Below are 22,813 nucleotides of genomic sequence, written 5' to 3' on the forward strand. Positions count from 1 at the left end.
CTTTTTCATCCTTTCCATTTTAACATAACCCTATTAAGCGAACAAATGCTTAACAAATACATAAAAGAAGCATTTCCTTTTTCATAGACTTTTGGTATAATCAGCCCACATATAATTTCAAGGAGGAATTGTTTTTGACACTAGCAAAAATTGTTTACGCAAGCATGACTGGAAATACAGAAGAAATTGCCGATATCGTATCTGAAGCTTTTGAGAACTTGAATGTTGAAGTAGAAATTGACGAATGCACCCAAGTTGATGCAGAAGATTTTGAAGCTGCTGATATATGTATTGTCGCTACCTACACATATGGCGAGGGCGATTTACCTGATGAGATTGTTGATTTTTATGACGAATTGCAAGAGTTGGATTTATCTGGTAAAATTTACGGCGTTTGCGGCTCGGGAGACACGTTTTATGAACAATATTGTAAATCAGTAGATGATTTTGATAGCGCATTTGCCAAGGCAGGTGCTTCAAAAGGCGCTGAGAATGTCAAAGTTGAAATGGCCGCAGAAGAAGAGGACATTGAAAACTTAGAAGCATTCGCTAAAAAATTAGTTGACGCTGCTTCGTAATTTCCAAGGGATCTTTCGATAAGGAAGATTCCTTTTTTGCATGAAAAAGAAATGCTATGATGGCTTTAAAGGAATGGAGGAATAAAAATGGTATTACCAAACTTCTTAGACAATTTAAAAAAATATGCACAATTAATCGCTGAGGTTGGAATTAATACACAACAGGGTGACACAGTAGTTGTATATGCTAGCGTTGATCAAGCACCATTGGCACGTCTCGTAACCACCCATGCTTATCAGTTGGGAGCAGATCAGGTCATTGTTCAATGGAATGACGATTTTATTCAACGTGAGTTTTTAATGAATGCCGCAGAGGATCACCTTTCAACCATTCCAGAGTATAAAAAAGCGGAAGCGGAGGATTATGCTAAAAAGCGTGTTAGCCGGGTTAGCATTGTTTCTTCTGATCCAGATGCTTTGCTGGGGGTTGACACAAACCGGGTTGCGACGTATCAACAGGCACGTGGAAAAGCATTGAAATCGGTTATGCAAGCTACTCAAGCGAATAAATTGCGATGGACGGTCGTAGCAGCAGCGAGTCCTGCTTGGGCAGAAAAAGTTTTTCCAAAGCTTGACACGGCCGAAGAGCAGCTTGACGCTTTATGGAATGAAATTTTCAAAACTACTCGTATTTATAATGATGATCCCATTAAGGCTTGGCGTAAACACGATAATAACATGCGAGCACAGGCGGAAAAATTAAATAAGGAGCAATTTTCTGCACTTCATTACACTGCTCCAGGAACAGATTTATTAATTGGTCTGCCCGAAAATCATATTTGGGAAGGCGCTGGTAGTTTTGCAGCTGATGGCAACGAGTTCATGGCAAATATGCCTACAGAAGAAGTGTTCACTGCTCCTGATCGAAACCGTGTAGATGGCTACATTACAAGTACTAAACCATTGAGCTATGCTGGAACCACTTTATTAGATATGAAATTTACTTTTAAAGATGGCCAGGTCGTTGATTTCTCTGCGAGAGAAGGCCAAGAAGTATTAGCCTCTTTACTTGATATTGATGAGGGTGCCAAACATTTAGGAGAAGTAGCTTTGGTTCCTGATCCATCACCTATTTCTCAATCAGGGATTACATTTTATAATACATTATTTGATGAAAATGCTTCAAACCATTTAGCTTTAGGAGCAGCTTATCCATTTAGCGTTGAAGGCGGCACCGAAATGTCTGAAGAAGAGCTAACACAAGCTGGCTTAAACAACAGTCAAACACATGTGGATTTTATGGTTGGCTCAAATAAGATGTCAATTGATGGTATTCGTGAGGACGGGAGCCGGGTTCCAGTATTTAGAGATGGCGATTGGGCGCAGTAGTATTTGATACAAGAAAATAATCCCTGTTAGATCAACTCTAACAGGGATTATTTAACGTCCTTGACTGGGTTCGAACCAGCGACCTATCGCTTAGGAGGCGATTGCTCTATCCTGCTGAGCTACAAGGACATACTATTACATTTTAGCGATTTAATGAGCGTTACGCAAGGAAAAAAGGCACTATTTGCGCCTTTTTACTTTGCTTTTTTTCTTTTTATTTTTTATTTCGGTTTTTTCATGTTTTTCTGTAGTCAGCATTCCACCATAAAGATAAACTTCCTCTAAAGTGATTCCTAATTTCTTAGCTATCTTCTTAGCTCCCGCTAACTCTTGGGTGGTAACAAAAGAAATGACAATTCCCTCATTCCCCATTCGACCAACACGCCCTGCTCGATGAAGGTAACTCTCTTCTGTTTTCGGAAAATCTACATTTACAACAAAAGGCATGGCCTCAATATCCAATCCGCGACTGGCAATATCAGTAGTTAATAAGCCTACTAGCTGATGTTTTTTCAACTTATCAATTGCCTGTTTACGCAATTGTTTGTTTTGATCAGATGCCAAACTGGCTACTGGAAGTTTGTGAAATAAAAGTTTTTGCTCCGCAGCACCTAGATCATTTAATTGATTGAAGAATAGTAATCCCCAAAATGCCGGAAGATTTAATAAACGGCGCAGGCTGTCTACTTTTTTTCGTTCGCTGATTTCTAGATAAAAGTGAGTAACTTCTCCTTGGCTTTTATCAGTTTTACTGACGTCTACGACAACTAAGTCGTTATCAATTTGTTGAATTTCAGAAAGAACCTTGTCAGCCGTTGCTGAGAAATACAGTCGCTGAACAGTTTGAGGTACGTTCTTTAATATCCGTTGAATAAGTTGTAAGTTTTGTCCTTGAATTAGCTGATCCACTTCATCGAATACAACTGTTTTAAACTGATGACTTTTCAGCTTTTTACTAGTCATTAGTTCCATAACTCGTCCTGGCGTACCAATTATTACTTCCGGCTTTTTCTTTAGTCCATCCTGTTGTCTCTTGATATTGGCTCCACCAATTAATGGCAGGACTTGCAAATCTGAGCCCTTAAGCCATACTCGAGTTACCTCTACTACCTGCATCGCCAATTCCTGTGAAGAAGTTAGAATTAACAGCTGATTTGCTTCTTTAGGTTTTAATTTATTTAGCAGTGGTAACAGGTACGCCAAAGTTTTTCCACTTCCAGTTGGAGCTACACCAACTAAATTTTTCCCGTCAGTAATAGGCTCATACACTTCCGATTGAATTAAGGACGGTGTAGAAAAACCTGCAGCTTCCCAATTTTTTTGCAAAAAATTTACTAGTTGTTGATTACTCATAAAATCCTCTACTTTTCATCGGCATCAAAAACGATACCTGCACTTTTTCTCATGTCATATAATACTTGATTTACGTTACGCGCCAACTCTACCCATTCTTCATAGAGCAAGCCTAAATCACAATCTTCTGGATTCAATAAAACTTGCGCAAATATTTCTGCTTCTTCAACCATTGGATTTTCTAATTGTTGCACCGTTAGCTTTTCTCGATTCTTGTGATTCCGATCATGAAAAACAGCTTCATCAATTGAATTAATCGCATTCATTTCAAGTGTTCCATTATCCAAGTAAATTTCAGCTTTCTGATAGCTGTCGTTAATTTTGCCAGTACGGATAGACACATCAAAATTGTCATAACGCAGGACACCAATACCTAGTCCATCAACTCCAGTTGAAATCAGATTGCCAAAATAATGGCTTTCTTTAGGCATCCCAAACCAGGCCAAAGCTGCATAGATAGGATATACCCCCAAATCAACTAACGCTCCTCCAGAAAAATGAGGTGAAAAAATATTTGGTTCTTCCCCATCTAATACAAGGTCATATCGTGAAGAATATTTAGCAAAGCTGAAATCAGCTCCTAAAATACGATCTTTTAAAGGTAAGAAGTCCGCAACTGTTTTAAATGCTTTCTCGTGAATGTTTCTAGCTGCCTCAAAGAAAAATACCCGTTTCTCATTAGCAAGTTTAATAATTTCATCCATTTCTTTTGGCGTCGAAAATGCCGGTTTTTCAACAATTACATTTTTGCCAGCTAAAATAGCCATTTTAGTTTGCTCGAAATGCAAGCTATTAGGTGAGGCAATATAAATGGTATCGAGATGCGCTATGTCGAAGAATGTTGGAAGATCCACTGCATACTCCACATCTCCATAACACCCGCCAAATTCTTGTGCTGTTTCTAATCTTCGAGAATAAACCGCTGCTAATTGATATTTACCAGTATCTAAAGCTGCCTCTACAAATTGATGTGTAATCCAATTCGTTCCGATAATTCCTAAATTGATCATGTTCATTTCCACCTTTCACAGATTAGGATCGATAAACGCTTGAGTTAAATCAAAAGGAATCTCCCCTAGCAACTCAATCGTTGATTCATCTACTTCACAATTATACGCTAAAATAGTCACGCCGTCTTGCTCTGCTTTTTTAACAGCTTGAAAAAAATCTTGCTGCATAGTTCGATGAATAGTAGCAGCTTTAATTTTAGAAAACTGCACAATAAATAATAAATAGCTGTGATAACCTTCAAATACTGCTTCAGTTAATTCCAAAACATGCTTCTTTCCTCTGATAGTAGGTGCATCAGGAAAGGCACCAATTCCATGGTTTTCCAAAGTCATCCCTTTTACTTCCACGAATCCCTTCTCCCCCACATCAGTTTCAAAATAGATATCGAACTTTGAATGACCATATTGATATTCTCTTTTTAGAAAAGATAATTGACCTCTTAGATGAGGCAGGGTAATGTTTCCTTGTAACAGTCCGTTCGCTGCCAAAGTATTAGGGATTTGTGAATCTATATTAATCCACATATCTCCTTTTTTTACAGCAATCAGGTCGTAATCGGTTTTTCGTTTAGGAGAGGGTTGGTAATTAAGCGACACTAACGCCTCAGGTAACAGAATCTCTTTTCCTCTTCCCGTATTTTTTACATGAGCTACTACTATTTCACCAGTCTTTAATAACCGACAATGAGCGATAAATCGATTTGGTCGTTCTAAAAAATACGCGAGCTGAACATTTGTATACTGCATCTTTATCAAAATCCTTTAAAATTATTAAATAGTACTTAAGTCCGATAGTCATCAGACATTCTTTATTATATAGTAAAATGAAAGATTGTAGGAAAGGAGCTTTTTGATGAAAAGAAAATGGCATGTTTTTGTAGGCGCCTCCGTAATTGCTGGGGCTCTTGGATTGTTCTTGCGTAAAGAGGAAGCTTTGTCAGAAGATCCTGGTCCACTTTATGTCGGTTCTTGGTCGTTCTTTCATCCAAAAGAAGCCAAAAACCATGTGCTCACTATTTATCCCGATTTGTCTATTATGATTGATGGAAAAGAAATTGTCTACCAATTAATAGAGTTGACTAAAAATAAACTCACAATTCAAGATCAATTCGGCTATCATTTAATCATAAAAACTGAAAACGGCATCCCCACTACGCTATACGATGAAGCGGACGATGCTTCATTGCCAATAACACCCGCCAATTAAAACAAGTCTGCTGCACCATGTGCAGCAGACTTGTTTTATCATTGATAGACCAAAGCTCGTAACATTTGATCAACTGTTTCTGCAGCTTTTCGCCCTTCACGAATCGCCCAAATTACTAAACTTGGTCCACGTTTGGCATCTCCTGCTACATACACTCGTTCATTATCAGTAGTATAGTCATCGTAAACTTCATGAACATCAAATCCATCTAAAAGGCGTTGTTCTGCTCCAGTAAAGCCCATTGCTAATAAAACTAAGTCAGCTTTTAATACTTGTTCTGTTCCTGCTACAGGTTGGTAGCGTTCATCAACTTGTGTGGTTTCAATCGCAATAACTTGGCCACGTTCTGCACCAATGAAAGCAGTAGTTGAGGTGCTGTAATAAGTCAGCTGTTCTTCATTAGCAGCTAGCCCCTCTTCTTGTCCATACCCAATCCTGTTAGTCATTGGGTATTCTGGCCAAGGATTGGCAGCCACACGCGATTTCGGCAATTGAGGAGTGATTTCCAATTGCTTGACCGAAGCGGCACCTTGACGAATAGCAGAACCGATACAATCATTTCCAGTATCTCCGCCTCCGATTACTACAACATGTTTGCCTGAGAGTTTTTTACTGGTTGCATCTTTTCCATATTTTAAGACATCTTTCGTACATTCTGTTAAATAATCTACCGCATAATGGACACCATGCAATTCACGACCAGACACTTTTAAATCACGAGGAACGCTCGCACCACTGGTAATGATCACACGATCATATTGATTTTGTAATTCTTCTGCGGTAATGTCCACACCAATCTCCGTACTCAAAACAAATTGTATTCCAACTTCTTCCATTACCTTTAAACGGCGATCAACTACATCTTTATCCAATTTCATGTTAGGAATTCCATACATTAAGAGCCCACCAGCACGATCACTTCGTTCATACACCGTTACGTTGTGACCCAGCTGATTTAAACGCCAAGCTGCAGATAGACCTGCGGGACCTGAACCAACAACTGCAACTTTAAACTCTGTACGTTCAACGGGTAAGCCCGTTTCTTTCACCCAGTCATTTTCAAAAGCATTATCAATAATAAATCGCTCATTGTCATGAATAGTTACGCCCGAACCATTCAATCCCTCTGTACAGGCCTTTTCACAAGGTGCAGGGCAAACACGGCCCGTCATCTCTGGTAATGGATTCGTCTTGACTAAACGATCAAAAGCCTTTTTAAATTCACCTCGATAAACTAGATCATTCCATTCCGGAATTAAATTGTCATTAGGACAACCTGAGACAGCTCGTTTACCGCCATAAAAAATTCCCGTATGACAGAAAGGGATTCCGCAACTCATACAACGTGCGGCTTGCTCTTGACGTTCTTCAGCATTTAATGGTATTTGTAATTCGTTCCAATCTTGCACTCGTTCTTCTACCGGACGATATGGATTATCTTTACGAGTATATTTTAAGAAACCAAATGGATCTGCCATCGTTAGCCACGCTCCTTTCCAACAGGTACAGTTTGAATGCCAATAACTTTATTAAAGGCTTCTTCCACCAAGTCATCGCCAGATAAACCTTTTTTGGCTAATTCTTCAGTTACACGAATCATTTCGTGGTATTCGCTTGGATAGACTTTAACAAAATACTGCTTTTCTTCTTCCCAGTTTGCTAATAACTTCTCTGCCTTTTGTGAGTCAGTAAAAACAAGATGTTTTTCAAGTAGTTCTTTTAAAGCAGAATCGTCGCTAGTTTCATCAACTTTAAAAAGTTCAACCATATCCATATTACAGTTACCTGCCAATTTATTATCTGGATCATATACATAAGCAACTCCTCCAGACATCCCAGCAGCAAAGTTACGTCCTGTTGAACCAAGAATTACGGCAGTACCACCAGTCATGTATTCACAACCGTGATCGCCAACACCTTCCACAACAACATTTGCGCCACTGTTACGAACGCAGAATCTTTCGCCAGCCCGCCCACGGAAAAAGGCTTCGCCTCGATTGGCTCCGAAACAAGCCACATTCCCAACAATTGGTGAATGTTCAACATCGTAGGCTGCATCTTCAGGTGGAACAATTATTAATCGTCCACCACTTAATCCTTTAGCAACATAGTCATTAGCTTCACCAATCAGTTTAAGTTCCATCCCTTGAGTAGTAAATGCACCAAAACTTTGACCAGCAATTCCATGATAAGTATACTTTAATTGTCCTGGAGTCAATTCGTAATTTCCGAAACGCTCAGCAATCCAGCCACCCATACGAGCCCCCACTGACCGATTAACATTATTAATTGATTGTTCTATTCGAACAATTTCACCATTCTCAATAGCATTTTCAGCAAAATGATCCAGTTCTTTCCATTGACGTTTATCAATAAATGGGTCTTCAACTTTACGTTCAATTCCAACACTTGTTGATAAGATTCGACTAAAGTCTAAAGATTTTGCTTTTCCTTTAGCCACAAAGCGCGGTTGCAGTACCTCAGTATGTCCAACCATCTCATCAATACTTCTAAAGCCCAACTCAGCCATAATTTCTCTAAGATCTTCGGCAATAAACATCATAGTATTAATAATATGTTCAGGCTTGCCTACAAAGAATTTGCGCAGGGCTGGATTTTGAGTGGCAACTCCTACAGGACAAGTGTTTAAGCTGCAGACCCGCATCATCACACAACCGATAGCTACTAAAGCTAATGAAGCAAAACTATACTCTTCGGCACCTAAAAGTGTTGCCATGGCAACATCACGGCCAGTCATTAGTTTACCATCTGTTTCTAAAATCATCCGTTGACGCAAATTATTCATCGCTAGTGTTTGATGCGCCTCTGCTAACCCCATTTCCCAAGGCAAACCAGCATCCCGTACGGAGTTTCTAGGAGAAGCACCAGTACCTCCGTCATATCCCGAAATTACAACAATATCTGCACCGGCTTTTACGACCCCGGTTGCGATAGTTCCAACACCAGTACTTGATACCAACTTAACATTAATTTTAGCGTAAGGATTAATTGTTTTTAAATCAAAAATCAACTGTGCTAAATCCTCAATCGAGTAAATGTCATGATGAGGCGGTGGTGAAATTAACCGTACACCTGGTGTAGACCCACGAATTTCAGCTACCCAAGGAAATACTTTATTACCTGGAAGCTGTCCACCCTCGCCTGGTTTTGCTCCTTGAGCCATTTTTATTTGCAGTTCCTCTGCACTCATTAAATATTCCGCATTGACTCCAAAACGTCCTGATGCTACCTGTTTAATTTTACTATTAAAGTTTTTACCATCAGATCTTGGTTTGAATCGATTGCGATTTTCTCCACCCTCACCACTATTTGACTTAGCTCCGATTGCATTCATTGCTTCAGCAATACATTGGTGAGCCTCTTGACTCAATGAACCATAGGACATGGCTCCTACTTTAAATCGCTTCACGATACTTGAAGCAGGTTCAACCTCAGAAATTTTTACTGATTGACGATCACTAGCGAACTCCCACATAGAACGCAAAGTTGTAGGCTGCTTGTCCGCTTCTTCATTCATTTCAGCAGCATAGCGCTTATACAATTCGTAGTCACCAGAACGTACAGCTTGTTGGAAATTATAGATCGTCTTTGGATTGTACAGGTGATGTTCACCTTCGGCCTTGAATTGGAAGCTTCCACCAGAAGCTAAAAAATCATTCCCTCTAGATCCATAGGCTAGTTTATGACGATTCAAATATTCTTCCTCAATCTGAACCAGCGACAAACCACCGATTCGACTAACGGTTCCTGTGAAATACTGATCTGTAACCTTTTGACTAATTCCAACAACTTCAAATAGTTGGGCACCATGATAACCGGCAATTGTTGAAATCCCCATGCGGGACATTACCTTAACAATTCCTTTTTCCGCAGCTTTCCGATAATTCTCAAGACCGTTTTCAACAGAAAAATCTTGCAGTGTTACATAAGCACCATAAGGATGTATACCACTGGCGCCGTAACCAATTAACGTTGCAAAATGATGAACTTCACATACTTCAGCGGAGTCTACCACAATACTGGTCAAAGAAGCTTTTCCTTTACGTACTAAATAATTATGCAAACCAGACACAGCTAGAAGAATGGGCATGGTCATCTTTTCTTTTGATGGATTTCGATCGCTCAAAACAAGAATAGTTGCTCCTTGATCGACTGCTTCTTCTGCCTGCTTAAACATTTGTTCTAATGCATCTTCCAAACAACTAGCTGTTTCACTTAATGTATACAATGTCGAAATTGTCACCGTTTTTTGATGTTTCTTATCCAATGAAATAATTTTCTGAAAATCTTCTGTATTTAATACAGGACTTTCAATTTTTAATTTTTGACAATTGACAGCAACATCTTTACTTACATCCCCGTCGCGACCTAGAAACATTTCAGTTCCAATTACTAATTGTTCGCGAATCGCATCAATTGGCGGGTTGGTAACCTGAGCGAATTGCTGTTTAAAATACGTAAACAGTGATTGTGGCTTTTCACTTAAAACAGCTAAAGGTGCATCAAATCCCATTGAAATAACAGGTTCTTCTCCTTTTTCTGCCATTGGTAAGATAGCACCACGAATAATTTCATCACTATATCCGTTTAACTGCCACATTTCTTTTAGCGCTGCTTCAGTCATTTTAGTTTCGACAGCAGCTTCAGTAGTTAACTGATTAATTTCTAAACGATGTTCATCTAGCCATTCTTGATAAGGTTGACATTTCGCATACTTTTCCTTAATTTCTTCATTGCGGTAGAAGCGTCCATTTGTTGTATCTACCAAAATCATGTTGGCAGGTCCAAGTACTCCTTTTTCAATTATGTTAGAAGACTCAAAATCAACTACTCCTGATTCAGAAGCGACTTGAACTAATCCATCTTTAGTAATGGAGTAGCGTGAAGGGCGCAGACCATTTCGATCCAATGCGGCACCTACCATATCCCCATCCGTGAAGCACAAAGCCGCTGGTCCATCCCAAGGCGCCATAAAGCTAGCATTGTATTCGCTAAATGCTGTTAGTTCCTCCCCTAAGCCCGCCTCTTTTGACCACGCTTCAGGAACCATCATCATTAAAGCTTGAGGAATATCTCGACCATTTCGATACAAGTATTCCATACAATTTTCTAATTTGGCCGAATCCGAATCTTCTTCATTGTAGACTTCAACACCGTGACTCTTCATCCAATTTTCTGCACCTCGCAAAGTATTGATTTCACCATTGTGGGCCAAGAATCGGAAAGGTTGTGCTCGATCCCAGCTAGGGAAAGTATTCGTAGAAAAACGAGAATGGACCACAGCAATACTTGCTTCAAATTCTGCATCCTGTAAATCTTCGTAAAAGATCCCTACTTGGTAAGCATGAAGCATCCCTTTGTAGACAAGTGTTTTTGCCGATAAGCTGCACAAAGACATTTCTTTAGAATGATAGGTCTTTTCCAACTTTCTACGTAAACGATACAAATGATCTTCAAACATACGTCCTGCTTTAACATCCATCGGTTTTTTGATAAATAATTGGATAAAACTTGGCATAACTCGTTGTGCACCAGGCCCGCAGTTTTCAAACTGAAAAGGCACATCACGATGCCAGATTACTGGGTAACCAGCTGTTTCAATGTCATTAATAATTGCCTGCATGAGGCCAAGTTTTTGTTTCTCTTCAGCGGGTAAAAAGAACATTCCTACCGCGTATTCCCCTTCAATCGGCAAAGTTATTCCTTGTTTCTCAGCTTCACGACGGAAAAAACGGTCAGGTACAGTTATTAAGATTCCAGCACCATCTCCCGTATCCGGTTCTGCTCCTGTTCCACCACGATGATTCATTCTTTCCAACATTGTTAACGCATGTACTACTAATTCTCTTGAGGCATTTCCATGCATTTGAGCAATAAAGCCCATACCACATGCATCCTTCTCAAAAGAGGGATCGTACATGGTTGGGACTTTAGATAGTGTCTGATTCGACATATGGGCACCAATCCTTTAAATAGTTTGACAATTCTCATTTATTTTTAATATATTACCTTGTTTACTTGCGTTACGCAATACTTCTTAGAAATTTTTTTTCATTCTGCCAGTCAACCTTAATAATCGAAAAAAATAAAGAAGTTGAATCAAATGGTAAAAAAGAGGATTATTTGATAAACTTAATCTGATATGTCCAAGTTTTGAAAGGATGACTCACTATGACACCAAATCGCGAAGATTATTTGAAACTGATATTAGAACTAGGCGGCGACAAAAAAAAGGTCAGCAACAAACAAATTGTATCTGGTCTAACAATTTCTGGTGCCTCTGTCAGCGAAATGATATCAAAATTAGTAAAAGAAGGACTAGTTAGTCATTCCCCCTATCAGGGAGTACAACTAACTCCTTTAGGTTTAGAAAAAGCAAGCACCTTAGTTCGAAAACATCGACTTTGGGAAGTTTTTCTTGTTAATCACTTAGGCTATTCGTGGAATGAAGTCCACGATGACGCGGAGGTGTTAGAACACGTTACTTCTTCACAGCTAGAAAAAAGACTTGATACTTATCTTGAACACCCTGAGTATTGCCCCCATGGTGGCATGATTCCACAAGATGGACGGGTAATTCACGAGAAGGAACGTCAAACATTGGTTGACTATTCGGTTAATACAAAAATTCGCATCGCTCGTGTACTAGACGAAAAAGATCTACTAGACTATCTTGTTAATCTCAAGGTAAATATTCATGAAGAGTTTACCATCACTGATGTTGCGGCTTATGAAGGTCCGATTACTCTAACCAACAACCAGAAACAGGTAAGCATTAGTTACAAAGCTGCTAGCACAATTTTTGTTGATCAATTATAAGGAGAGTGGAATTACATGGAACAAGCGGCACTATTTACGATTTTTGGCGGTACTGGAGATTTAGCAAAACGAAAGCTTTATCCTTCATTATTCCGCTTATATAAAAAAGGAAATTTGAAAGACCACTTTGCAGTTATTGGAACTGCCCGCAGACCTTGGAGTGATGAACATTATCGCGAAGTTGTCAAAGAAACTCTTCAAGAGTTAAACCCAACAACAGAAGAAGCAGAAGAATTTTCCAGTCATTTTTATTATCTTTCGCATAATGTGAATGACACTAAACACTATGATGAATTACGTGTTTTAACGGAAAAACTGGATGAGCAATATGATTTATCTAGTAACCGTATTTATTACTTGGCCATGGCACCTCAATTTTTCGGTACAATTGTTCAACATTTGCAATCACAAAGAATCGTAACCAAAGATGGCTTCAATCGTTTAGTAATTGAGAAACCATTCGGCTTTGATTACGAATCCGCTAATGAATTAAACCAACAGATACGAGCTGTTTTTCCTGAAAAAGACATTTTTCGAATTGATCACTATCTTGGTAAAGAGATGATTCAAAATATTGCGGTAGTTAGGTTTGCCAATAATATCTTCGAATCTATGTGGAATAACCGTTACATCGACAATATCCAAATTACTTTTTCTGAAAGTTTAGGGGTCGAAGATCGCGGAGGCTACTATGAGAATAGCGGTGCGCTAAAAGACATGGTGCAAAATCATATCTTGCAGGTAGTTTCTCTATTGGCGATGGAAGTTCCAGTTTCCTTCTCTGATGAGTCACTCCGTCTAGAAAAAGTGAAAGCATTAGAAGCCATTCGTCGTTACACACCAGAAGAAGTAGAAGAAAATTTTGTACGTGGTCAATATGACGCCGGTGAGTTAGATAATACTAAGTTTGTCTCTTATCGTAAAGAACCCAATGTAGCTGAATATTCTTCAACTGAAACTTTTGTTGCAGGAAAGTTTTTAATTGATAACTTCCGTTGGTCAGGCGTTCCGTTTTATATACGCACTGGAAAACGTATGACTGAAAAAGGCACTCGTATTAATGTGATCTTTAAACAAGTCCCAGTTAATGTTTTTCATTTCGATAATGAAGATAAACAAGAATTAGCTCAAAATGTATTAACAATTTATATTCAGCCTACAGAAGGATTCTCACTAACCTTAAATGGCAAACAAATTGGTCAAGGTTTTAATCCGGAGCCAGTAAAAATGGACTTCCGTCAATCGGCTGAAGTAACTGAAAACAGTCCAGAAGCATATGAAAAGTTATTATTGGATGCTTTACGTGGTGATGGGACAAACTTCTCTCATTGGGATGAAGTTGCCAATTCATGGGAGATCGTTGATCGTATTCGTCAAACCTGGGATCAGTCTACACCAGAATTTCCAAATTATGCTGCAGGAACAATGGGGCCAAAAGCTGCCTTTGAATTGCTTGAAAAAAATGGCCATGAATGGAATTGGCATCCCGATAACTGGTATCGTGAACGTGGTAAATTAAACTAGAAAAAAGGCAAGCAATCAGTAAAATGATCGCTTGCTTTTTTTTACTATTCAAATCCTTCTGAGACTGCTTCAGGATAATTCTCTTCAACAATTTCTGCACAAGTTGCGCATAGTTTTGGTAGATTTTCATCTTGTCCTACAGTAGTTCGTACTTGACGACAACGATCACAAACCTCTCCATCAGCCTTTTCAACTAATAAAGCGACATCATCAAATTTCATTGCAGTGTCAGGAGCCTGTTTAGTTGAAATACTGAATGAATCTGGCGAAACAATCAGTAATTGTGGTAAATCAGCATCCACCGCAGTCAATAATACCCGTACTTGTTCATTGGGATAAACAGTCAGTTTAGCCTCTAAAGAACGTCCGATAATTTTTTCATTTCGAGCTGCTTCTAATGCTTTTAGTACATTATCTCTAAATTCCATAAATGCCTTCCAAGTATCCAACAATTCTGCTTGATTTGAAAATTCTTGATAACTTGGTAAATCGGCTAGCTGAACATATTCTTCTTCTTCTTTCAAGAAAGACCAAATTTCCTCCGTAGTATGCGGTAAGATTGGTGTCAATAATTTTGTCAAAGCTACAGCAACCTGATAAAACACAGTTTGCATGCAACGACGTTCATACGCATCTTCTGCTTGAATATAAACAACATCTTTGGCAAAATCCAAATAAAATGCTGACAAATCAGTCGTTAAAAAGTTAACAATTGTTTTGTGGATGTGTACGAAATTATATTTATCGTATCCTTCGTCTCGCACACTTTTAATTACTTGATTCAATCGAACTAACATATACTTATCCACAGAGCGTAATTCTTCATATTCAACAGTATTTTTTTGGGGATCAAAATCTGTTGTATTTGCTAATAAAAAGCGCATCGTGTTGCGGATCTTACGATAAACCTCAGCAATTTGATTCAAAATATCCATAGAAACCCGTACATCTGACTCGTAATCTACACTGCTGACCCAAAGCCGAAGAATATCAGCACCCATTTGTTTAATTACTTTATCGGGAACAATTGTATTTCCTAAAGATTTAGACATTTTTCGTCCTTCACCGTCTAAAGCAAATCCTTGTGATAATACAGCTTTGTAAGGAGCAACTCCATTGATTGCAACACTTGTTGTGATACTTGAGTTAAACCAACCACGGTACTGATCAGAGCCTTCTAGGTACATATCAGCTGGAAAAGTTAACTCAGGACGTTGACGTAATACCGCTTCGTGTGAAGAACCAGAATCGAACCAGACGTCCATGATATCTGTTTCCTTGGTGAACGCTCCATTAGGAGATCCAGGATGAGTGAAGCCTTCAGGTAACAATTCCTTGGCCTCTCTTTCAAACCACACATTTGATCCATATTTTGCGAACAGATTGGCAATGTGATCAATCGTTTTAGGAGTAATGATCGCTTCTCCATTTTCTGCATAAAAAATGGGCAACGGGACACCCCAAGCACGTTGACGAGAAATTACCCAGTCACCACGATCACGAATCATATTGTATAAGCGTGTTTTACCCCAAGGAATAATCCAATCTACTTTTTCAATTTCATCTAAAATATTTTGTCGGAATTTATCAATTGAGGCAAACCATTGTGGTGTTGCACGATAAATTACGGGTTTTTTCGTACGCCAATCATGAGGGTAACTATGGGTAAAGAAATCTAATTTTAATAAGCGTCCTTTTTCCTTCAATAGATCAGTAATCATTGGATTCGCCTTATCATAAAAGACTCCCTCAAAACCAGGAGCTTCAGCTGTGAAAACACCACGATCATCTACTGGTGATAATACTTCTAAACCGTATTTTTTACCCGCAAAATAATCATCTTCACCATGGCCAGGAGCAGTATGAACTAACCCAGTACCTGCATCCAAAGTAACGTGCTCACCTAAAATAACTAGTGATTCTCGATCATAGAATGGATGTGCCGCAGTCATGTATTCTAGTTCCGTACCTTTCAGCTCTTTGACAATACGTACATCTTCCCAGCCGATTTCTTTTTTTACAGTTTCAACTAGATCCTTAGCAATAATATAGTTTTGGCTATCTGCCTCCACTAATACATAAATGTAGCTTGGATTAACTGCAATACCCTGATTAGCTGGTAACGTCCAAGGAGTAGTTGTCCAGATTACGAACGATGCATCTGTATCTATTAATCCTTTTCCATCCTTGACCGGAAAGGCTACATAAATTGATGCCGATTTAACATCTTTGTATTCAATTTCGGCCTCGGCCAAAGAAGACTCACTAGAAGGTGACCAATAGATTGGCTTCAGCCCTTTATAGATGTATCCCTTTTCGGCCATTTTACCGAAAACACGAATTTCTGCTGCTTCATAATCAGGTGTCAAAGTAATATATGGATTTTCCCAGTCTCCAGCTACGCCTAATCGCTTGAAATCTTCTCTTTGAGTATCAACTTGAGTTAGCGCGTAATCATAACATTTTTGGCGATACTCAGCCATAGTCATTTCTTTACGCTTAATTCCTTTATTTGTTAGTACTTGTTCAATTGGCAAACCATGAGTATCCCAACCTGGAACGTAAGGTGCCCTGAATCCACTCATCGATTTCGAACGAATGATGATGTCCTTACTAATTTTGTTTAATGCATGACCAATGTGAATATTTCCATTTGCGTAAGGGGGTCCATCATGCAAAACAAAAGATGGTTTACCCTCATTCAGTTCCTGACGTTTTTCATATACTCTATCTTCTTCCCAATCTTTCTCCCATTGGCCTTCACGATTTGGCAAATTACCGCGCATAGGGAAAGCCGTTTTTCCTAATAGCAGTGTATCTTTCATTTTCAATGTATTTCGACTTCCTTTCCTAAATAAAAAAGACAAGTGCATCCCGCAAAGGGACGAACTTGTCGTGGTACCACCCAGATTTGAAACCAAATTGATTTCCTCTTCATCGTTAACGAGATGAATCGTTACTGGTTACTTATCTTCACCAGTAAAACAAACTAGAGGATCTTGTCTCATTAGAGGGTCTGTCACTCTCCCACCATCAGTGACTCGCTAAAAGATTCTAATCAGCTTTTCTATTCTAGTTTTCGTCTGATTGATCAGTTTTAATCAACTCAGGAATATCAATAGTCAACCCCATATCATCATGAGTAGAATCGATAGTTGGCTCATCTGAGTTTACTGTAAATTCTTGATCATTGTCAAGCTCTTCAGCTAAAACTTCTTTAATGATGTCGTTGCTATCATCGACATAAGCTGTCATCGGTTTTAAAATTTCTTCCCAATCACCACTTTTAGCTTGATCCAATTGAGTTTCCAATAACAATAACAATTGTTGATGGAACGTACGCGTTTTCTTCTTCAAATCGTTTGTTTCAGCAGCCAACTGGCGAGCTTGACTAGTTGCATCACTCAAAATTTCTCTTGCTCTATCTTCAGCAGTTGAAGTCAGAAGATGAGCTTTCTTCTCAGCGTTAGTAATTAATTCATCTGCACGATTTTGTGCGGAAGTTACAATTACTTCTGATTCCTTGCTAGCAGAAGATTTTACTTTATCAGCAGTATCTTGAGCTACAACAATTGATTGATTCAAAGCTTCTTTCAATTCATTGAAGTATTCCAATTTCTCTTCAGCATGCTTTAAAGCCTTTTCTAGTTCACGGTTCTTAGAAATACTATCTTCGTAATCTCTTACGATCATATCTAAAAAGTCATCAACTTCATCTTGATTGTAACCACGCATTTTAGTAGAGAAACTTTTGTTTTGAATATCTAGTGGAGTTAAAGCCATTCAAGTCACCTCATCAGTTTATTTTCGTAAAACGCCTAAGCGCAAACGGATTTTTTCTTTTTTCGTTTTTCCTTCTATTGCCTGGATTTGAATTCGTCCAAAGCCACGAATAGAAACAACATCCAACAAATCTAACAAGTAATCTGGACGTTCATTAATGCTCCAGTTTACTTTTACCTTTCCAGATTCAACCAACTGCTTTGAGCGCTGTCTGGAAATATTATATACGGTTGAGATTACCACATCAAGTCTTAATGAAGAGGCAGTCATATTTTCTTCAGACCAACTATCCTTTGGAACGATAATATCGGTATACGGTCTCTCCTCTAAATGAACAGTGACACGACCAATTTTACTTATCTGCGAATCAATATAATTTGACGTTTCCCGAGCTAGGAAGACTTGCCAACGCTCGCCATCAGAAATAATATCACCAAAATAGTCACGTTTCATTCCAGCACTCATCAATGTTCCTAAAACTTTTCCATGAGATAATTCTGTAAATTTTTGAGGATATTTTATTTCAATCGTTACTATTTCAAAGTCATCCTTAGATGGTTCGAAATATTCTGGATAAATCATACAACGGCAACGTTCAGCCTGTTCATAGCCTCCGAAAAACAAAAATTTCAGATCACTGATTTCTCGAGTCAATGTTTCAAGAATATACGCTTGACGCGGATCAAGAAAGTTTGTCAAATAAGGGGCATACTGGCTTTCAACTTGCTCTAACCAATCACTCACAGCATCTATAAATGGGCGTTCTTCAGGTCGAAAATGTTGATAGACATTCTCATTCATACCTTCACCCCCCCTAATAAATCATGCTGTATACTAATGAATTAAGAATTCTCATAATAAAATTTAATGCGATAATCGCAGCCATAACAGAGAAGTCAATCCCACCAAACTGCAAAGGTAAGCGACGGAATAAATCTAAGAACGGCTCGCAAATGCGACCTAGCAATTTACCTAAAGCAGATTGATATGCTCCAGGAAACCAAGACAGCAAGGCATATACGACTAATAATACAGTGTAAAGATTGACCAAACGATTGATCAAATTTAACAAATTAAATAATATCAACTAATTGTCTCCTTTATAGTTCAAGTCCAAAAATATCCTGATCGTCCATTGATTGCAAGGTAGCGTTGTCAACTTCCATATTTGTGGGTGTACATAAAAACATCTCATTTCCTACGCGTTTTATATCACCATCTATCATATATACAGCACCTGTTAAAAAGTCCACAATTCGTCTAGCTCGCCCTTCATCTAACGATTGAAAATTGATTAATACGGCTTCTCCTTGAGCAATCCTTTTAGCTATTACCATTGCTTCGTTGTACGCTCTAGGCTCCACAACAGAAATACGTCTACGCTCTCTTGTAGTAGAAGAGGTAGTTTGAGCCGCTACCCTTTTTTTCATCGCTTCATTATTAGGCATATTAATCACTTTTTCTTGTTTTCTCGTAGGCGAGGCTACTTCTTTATTTACAGTTGGCTTTTCAGACTGTCGTACTCTTGCCGGTTGATTAGTTGTACCTTGTTTATTTTCTATAGATCGCTTAATTGGTTCTTTTCTTACTTGTTGTTGCTTGCTCTTATTAACCATAGGCTTTGTTTGTGCCCGTGTCTCTCTCTTAGATTGTTTAGCAACAGGTTTTCGAGAAACAGGTGTCTCTTCATATATTTCCTCATCCTCGGCTAAACCGAAAAAGTCACTGATTTTTGCAAGATTAATGGCCATTGATTCTGTCCTATCCTTTCTTAAATAATGCTGTACCCACACGAATATAGGTTGCACCTTCTATAATTGCCAGAGGAAAATCCTGGCTCATCCCCATACTAAGTTCTGTGCAAGGAGCATATTTCAATTTTAAGGAACAAATCTCTTCTTGTAAATTTTTCAAGGAGGCGAAAATGCTCCGGATTGTTTCGTCATCTGCATCAAAGGGAGCCATTGTCATTAATCCAACAATGCTTACATTGGATAAATCGGCTAGCTCATGAACAAATGCTGTCAATTCCTCGGGGCGTATACCATGCTTTGATTCTTCGCCTGAGATATTAACTTCAATGAAACAATTAATCTTATGCGTAGCACGCTTTTGAATTTCTTGCGCTAAACGCACACTGTCTAAAGCATGAAAATAATCAATATGATTAATAATAGATTTTACCTTGCGGCGCTGCAAATTACCAATCAAATGCCAAGAAATTTGAGTATACTGGCTTAAACTTTCTTTTTTCTCAAGAAGTTTGTCTACTCTATTTTCGGCTAAATTATTCACACCGAGCTTTACCAATTCCTCAGTAGCTGATGAGTCGACACTCTTTGTTACCGCAATCAGTGTCACTTCCCCTGAATTACGTGAAACAAGAGCACACGACTCCTGAATCTCTTGCTTAACGGTGTGCAAGTTATCAGCGATCATGTGCTCTCCCCCTTTTATTTTCTACGGCGAAAGAATGGTGGTGTATCTAGCTCTTCGTCTTTTTCAGGTTTTACTTCTTCACGAGTAAAAGTTTCGAATTCTTTCTTTTCAATATTTTCAAATTGAGTATCGTCTACTTTCGGTCGGACGTTGTCTTCCTTACGAATATCCCATTCGCCAAACGCTGATTGTGATTCATTATTTTTTGTAGGTTCAATGTCTAAATTTGGTTTTTGTGGCACCGATTGAACTTGACTAGTGCGTTGGTTACCGCGACTAGCCTTTCGCTCCTTTTTTGTCGGGTCAATCCCCGTTGCGATTACTGTTACACGAATTTCATCGCCTAATTCCTCATTAATTGAAGTTCCTAGAATGATATTTACATCGCCAGTAGCAGCATTTGCAACAATGTCAGAAGCATCCTGCGCTTCAAACAGTGTCATATCCAACCCACCTGTGATATTTAATAGCACTTGTTCAGCACCATCAATAGATGTTTCCAATAATGGAGAAGAAATTGCTTTTTTCGTTGCATCTACAACACGATCTTCACCGCTAGCAACACCTATCCCCATCAGGGCAGTGCCTTGATCGGCCATCACTGTTTTAACATCAGCAAAATCCAAATTAACATATCCAGGAGCGGTAATTAAATCAGAAATACCTTGAACTCCCTGACGAAGAACATTATCCGCTTCACGGAATGCTTCAAGCATCGGTGTCTTCTTGTCAACAACTTCTAACAAACGATTGTTAGAGATGATCAACAAAGTATCTACGTTTTCCTTAAGTAAAGAAATGCCCTCTGCGGCAAAACGGCCACGTTTTGGACCCTCGAAACTGAAAGGACGTGTTACAACACCTACAGTTAATGCACCTAATTCTTTTGCAATTTTTGCAACAATCGGAGCAGCTCCTGTTCCAGTTCCACCGCCCATGCCAGCAGTAATAAATACCATATCTGCACCTTGCAGTGCTTCTTGAATAGATTGTTCGCTTTCTTCAGCAGCTTTTTGTCCTACTTCTGGTTGAGAACCTGCGCCTAAACCACGCGTATACTTAGGTCCTAGTTGAATAACCGTTTCCGCCTTTGAGTTCTTTAAAGCCTGAACGTCAGTATTAGCAGCAATAAATTCAACGCCTTTAACGTTTTCTTCGATCATACGATTAATTGCGTTTCCGCCACCGCCGCCGACACCGATAACTTTAATAACTGCGCCTTCGTTAATATTGTTATCTATTGAGAATTCCATATTTTATTCCTCCTATGTGAGTTAATCAAAAATATTAGAGAAGAAGTCTTTAATCTTCCCAGTTACTTTTTCGTCATTTTTTGGTTTAGTTTCTTCTTCGTATTCTTCCACAGCATCATAATCATCATAGACTGGTGTAGTGGATACAGCTGAAACTTGCGGTGACAACGAAACTTTTTCACCAGTCACTGCTGATTTTGCCAAATGATACACGTCGTTCAATTCAGCCGAATAATTAACAATACTTATCACATTGGTGAATACTGGATTTCGCAAGCCCATCTGATTTGGTACATGTAACTTAACATTTGTACCAAAAACATCTTCAGCAAGCTCAACAACTCCTGGAATGCTAGCTGCTCCACCAGATAGAACGATTCCTCCTGGTAGATCCAATGCTTCGATTTCATCTAAAGCACCTTTGGCCTTACGGAAAATTTGCTCTAAACGAGCCTCAATAATCTCAGCTAGATAACGTTCATCAATCTTAACGGGCTCTGTCTTTCCAATAACATCAACTGGAAATTCTTCTTCAGCTGATGTTCTTGCTGGATAAGCGTCTCCATAATTGATTTTTAATGCTTCAGCATTATTGAAAGAAGTGTTCAATACGATCGAAATATCCTTTGTCACATATTCTCCGCCTTCTTGATCAACATGCGTAAACTTCAATTGTTTATCATGCATTACTGCAGTTGTAGTTTGACCCCCGCCCATGTCAATAACTATTGTACCAAAATCTTTTTCTCCATCAGAGAGAATCGACTCGGTTAAAGCCAACGGAGTAATAATTGTTTCAGCAACTGTTAGCCCAGCTGTCTCAACACATTTTTTTATGTTGTGAATAATTGTTTTAGGGCCTGTAAAGACAAGACCAAACATTTCCAGTCGTACGCCAATCATACCTCGGGGATCCTTAATTCCGTCAAATCCATCAACAGTAAACTCTTGTGGTAATAAAGCTACAATTTGTCTTTCAGGAGGAATTGAACGAACCATTGCGGCAGAAGCAACGTTACGAACGTCATCATCAGTGATCTCTTTGGATTCGCTATTTACAGCGATCATACCTTGGCATGATTCAACTTCTAGAAGGTTCGCTGGCAATCCCACACTGACACTCTTAATTTGAATCCCGGCTTTTTCCTCGGCCTGTTTTACTGCTCGTTGAATTGCGTGAACCGTTTTATCGATGTCCACAATAATCCCACGATTGATTCCTTCTGATTTTGCATTTCCAACACCAATTATATTCATTTGGCTATCGATGTATTCGGCAACTACAACTTTGACAGATGTTGTTCCGATATCAAGGCCCACATACATTCCTGCTTTTGCCATGAATGGGATTCCCTCCTACTTAAAATTTCATTATCTAGATTGAAAATATCTGCTTTCAGTAAGCACGTCATATATTTCTTTCAAATATACTCACTGCCACCAATTTTACCACATTTTACACAGAATTAAAAAGGAGAATCCGTATTTTCTTCGGAT

Annotated in this window: 18 protein-coding genes and 1 tRNA gene; 5 read left to right on the forward strand and 14 right to left on the reverse strand. The window is 38.9% G+C overall.

Annotated elements, in window-relative coordinates:
* Positions 1-134 precede the first annotated feature (134 nt).
* Together IGI46_RS16055 and IGI46_RS16060 are read left to right on the forward strand one after the other, a co-directional pair.
* On the forward strand, positions 135-578 hold the full coding sequence (locus IGI46_RS16055) for a flavodoxin (RefSeq protein ID WP_429973834.1): 444 nt from the start codon (positions 135-137) through the stop codon (positions 576-578).
* An 87-nt stretch (positions 579-665) separates the two neighbouring features.
* Positions 666-1,907 (forward strand): aminopeptidase, encoded by a 1,242-nt coding sequence (locus tag IGI46_RS16060; protein ID WP_429973835.1) that lies wholly within the window; start codon positions 666-668, stop codon positions 1,905-1,907.
* Between the two features lie 55 nt (positions 1,908-1,962).
* On the opposite strand, the gene IGI46_RS16065 is transcribed toward IGI46_RS16060, so the two are convergent.
* From IGI46_RS16065 to sfsA, 4 genes are all read right to left on the reverse strand, one after another.
* Positions 1,963-2,036: transfer RNA gene (locus tag IGI46_RS16065), tRNA-Arg, on the reverse strand.
* A gap of 51 nt (positions 2,037-2,087) precedes the next feature.
* Positions 2,088-3,260 carry a DEAD/DEAH box helicase gene (locus IGI46_RS16070; protein WP_429973836.1) on the reverse strand — a complete coding sequence of 391 codons (1,173 nt, stop codon included), beginning with the start codon at positions 3,258-3,260 and terminating at the stop codon, positions 2,088-2,090.
* Positions 3,261-3,268: 8 nt separating this feature from the next.
* Positions 3,269-4,270 (reverse strand): Gfo/Idh/MocA family protein, encoded by a 1,002-nt coding sequence (locus IGI46_RS16075; protein ID WP_429973837.1) that lies wholly within the window; start codon positions 4,268-4,270, stop codon positions 3,269-3,271.
* A gap of 15 nt (positions 4,271-4,285) precedes the next feature.
* On the reverse strand, positions 4,286-5,017 hold the full coding sequence (gene sfsA, locus IGI46_RS16080) for a DNA/RNA nuclease SfsA (RefSeq protein WP_207705048.1): 732 nt from the start codon (positions 5,015-5,017) through the stop codon (positions 4,286-4,288).
* 106 nt (positions 5,018-5,123) lie between these two features.
* Between sfsA and IGI46_RS16085 the strand changes: the two genes are divergently transcribed.
* Positions 5,124-5,477 carry a DUF4828 domain-containing protein gene (locus IGI46_RS16085; RefSeq protein WP_207705047.1) on the forward strand — a complete coding sequence of 118 codons (354 nt, stop codon included), beginning with the start codon at positions 5,124-5,126 and terminating at the stop codon, positions 5,475-5,477.
* Between the two features lie 38 nt (positions 5,478-5,515).
* On the opposite strand, the gene IGI46_RS16090 is transcribed toward IGI46_RS16085, so the two are convergent.
* Both IGI46_RS16090 and gltB read right to left on the reverse strand, forming a co-directional pair.
* The gene (locus tag IGI46_RS16090; protein WP_429973838.1) at positions 5,516-6,955 is read right to left on the reverse strand and encodes a glutamate synthase subunit beta; all 1,440 of its coding nucleotides are present in this window, start codon (positions 6,953-6,955) and stop codon (positions 5,516-5,518) included.
* A gap of 2 nt (positions 6,956-6,957) precedes the next feature.
* Positions 6,958-11,451, reverse strand: a complete 4,494-nt coding sequence (gene gltB / locus IGI46_RS16095; RefSeq protein ID WP_429973839.1) for a glutamate synthase large subunit — start codon at positions 11,449-11,451, stop codon at positions 6,958-6,960.
* Between the two features lie 218 nt (positions 11,452-11,669).
* Between gltB and IGI46_RS16100 the strand changes: the two genes are divergently transcribed.
* Together IGI46_RS16100 and zwf are read left to right on the forward strand one after the other, a co-directional pair.
* Positions 11,670-12,317 (forward strand): metal-dependent transcriptional regulator, encoded by a 648-nt coding sequence (locus IGI46_RS16100; RefSeq protein WP_207701265.1) that lies wholly within the window; start codon positions 11,670-11,672, stop codon positions 12,315-12,317.
* A 15-nt stretch (positions 12,318-12,332) separates the two neighbouring features.
* Positions 12,333-13,841, forward strand: coding sequence for a glucose-6-phosphate dehydrogenase (gene zwf / locus IGI46_RS16105; RefSeq protein WP_429964010.1), 1,509 nt, complete (start codon positions 12,333-12,335; stop codon positions 13,839-13,841).
* 44 nt (positions 13,842-13,885) lie between these two features.
* Here zwf and ileS read toward each other — a convergent pair whose 3' ends face one another.
* The 8 genes from ileS to ftsA form a co-directional block, all read right to left on the reverse strand.
* Complete coding sequence (gene ileS / locus IGI46_RS16110) at positions 13,886-16,672, reverse strand: isoleucine--tRNA ligase (protein WP_429964011.1); 2,787 nt, start codon at positions 16,670-16,672, stop codon at positions 13,886-13,888.
* A 241-nt stretch (positions 16,673-16,913) separates the two neighbouring features.
* The gene (locus IGI46_RS16115; RefSeq protein WP_207701262.1) at positions 16,914-17,624 is read right to left on the reverse strand and encodes a DivIVA domain-containing protein; all 711 of its coding nucleotides are present in this window, start codon (positions 17,622-17,624) and stop codon (positions 16,914-16,916) included.
* An 18-nt stretch (positions 17,625-17,642) separates the two neighbouring features.
* Positions 17,643-18,425 carry an RNA-binding protein gene (locus IGI46_RS16120; RefSeq protein ID WP_429964012.1) on the reverse strand — a complete coding sequence of 261 codons (783 nt, stop codon included), beginning with the start codon at positions 18,423-18,425 and terminating at the stop codon, positions 17,643-17,645.
* 13 nt (positions 18,426-18,438) lie between these two features.
* Positions 18,439-18,711: a YggT family protein gene (locus tag IGI46_RS16125; RefSeq protein ID WP_207701260.1), complete on the reverse strand. Its 273-nt coding sequence runs from the start codon at positions 18,709-18,711 to the stop codon at positions 18,439-18,441.
* A 13-nt stretch (positions 18,712-18,724) separates the two neighbouring features.
* Entirely contained in the window at positions 18,725-19,375 is a 651-nt protein-coding gene (locus IGI46_RS16130) for a cell division protein SepF (protein ID WP_429964013.1), read from the reverse strand.
* 10 nt (positions 19,376-19,385) lie between these two features.
* Complete coding sequence (locus IGI46_RS16135; protein WP_429964014.1) at positions 19,386-20,063, reverse strand: YggS family pyridoxal phosphate-dependent enzyme; 678 nt, start codon at positions 20,061-20,063, stop codon at positions 19,386-19,388.
* Positions 20,064-20,077: 14 nt separating this feature from the next.
* Positions 20,078-21,316, reverse strand: a complete 1,239-nt coding sequence (gene ftsZ / locus IGI46_RS16140) for a cell division protein FtsZ (RefSeq protein WP_207701257.1) — start codon at positions 21,314-21,316, stop codon at positions 20,078-20,080.
* A gap of 21 nt (positions 21,317-21,337) precedes the next feature.
* Positions 21,338-22,657 carry a cell division protein FtsA gene (gene ftsA, locus IGI46_RS16145; protein ID WP_207701256.1) on the reverse strand — a complete coding sequence of 440 codons (1,320 nt, stop codon included), beginning with the start codon at positions 22,655-22,657 and terminating at the stop codon, positions 21,338-21,340.
* Positions 22,658-22,813 lie beyond the last annotated feature (156 nt).

This window comes from Enterococcus sp. AZ163, from assembly GCF_050498925.1.
Taxonomy (GTDB): Bacteria; Bacillota; Bacilli; order Lactobacillales; family Enterococcaceae; genus Enterococcus_A; species Enterococcus_A ferrettii.

Coding starts and splice junctions, on each gene's coding strand:
- IGI46_RS16115 (WP_207701262.1), bottom strand. CDS start 17,624: ATGGCTTTAACTCCACTAGATATTCAAAACAAAAGTTTCTCTACTAAA.
- IGI46_RS16070 (WP_429973836.1), bottom strand. CDS start 3,260: ATGAGTAATCAACAACTAGTAAATTTTTTGCAAAAAAATTGGGAAGCT.
- IGI46_RS16060 (WP_429973835.1), top strand. CDS start 666: ATGGTATTACCAAACTTCTTAGACAATTTAAAAAAATATGCACAATTA.
- IGI46_RS16100 (WP_207701265.1), top strand. CDS start 11,670: ATGACACCAAATCGCGAAGATTATTTGAAACTGATATTAGAACTAGGC.
- IGI46_RS16090 (WP_429973838.1), bottom strand. CDS start 6,955: ATGGCAGATCCATTTGGTTTCTTAAAATATACTCGTAAAGATAATCCA.
- ftsZ (WP_207701257.1), bottom strand. CDS start 21,316: ATGGAATTCTCAATAGATAACAATATTAACGAAGGCGCAGTTATTAAA.
- IGI46_RS16130 (WP_429964013.1), bottom strand. CDS start 19,375: ATGGCCATTAATCTTGCAAAAATCAGTGACTTTTTCGGTTTAGCCGAG.
- IGI46_RS16120 (WP_429964012.1), bottom strand. CDS start 18,425: ATGAATGAGAATGTCTATCAACATTTTCGACCTGAAGAACGCCCATTT.
- zwf (WP_429964010.1), top strand. CDS start 12,333: ATGGAACAAGCGGCACTATTTACGATTTTTGGCGGTACTGGAGATTTA.
- sfsA (WP_207705048.1), bottom strand. CDS start 5,017: ATGCAGTATACAAATGTTCAGCTCGCGTATTTTTTAGAACGACCAAAT.
- IGI46_RS16075 (WP_429973837.1), bottom strand. CDS start 4,270: ATGATCAATTTAGGAATTATCGGAACGAATTGGATTACACATCAATTT.
- IGI46_RS16135 (WP_429964014.1), bottom strand. CDS start 20,063: ATGATCGCTGATAACTTGCACACCGTTAAGCAAGAGATTCAGGAGTCG.
- gltB (WP_429973839.1), bottom strand. CDS start 11,451: ATGTCGAATCAGACACTATCTAAAGTCCCAACCATGTACGATCCCTCT.
- ftsA (WP_207701256.1), bottom strand. CDS start 22,657: ATGGCAAAAGCAGGAATGTATGTGGGCCTTGATATCGGAACAACATCT.
- IGI46_RS16085 (WP_207705047.1), top strand. CDS start 5,124: ATGAAAAGAAAATGGCATGTTTTTGTAGGCGCCTCCGTAATTGCTGGG.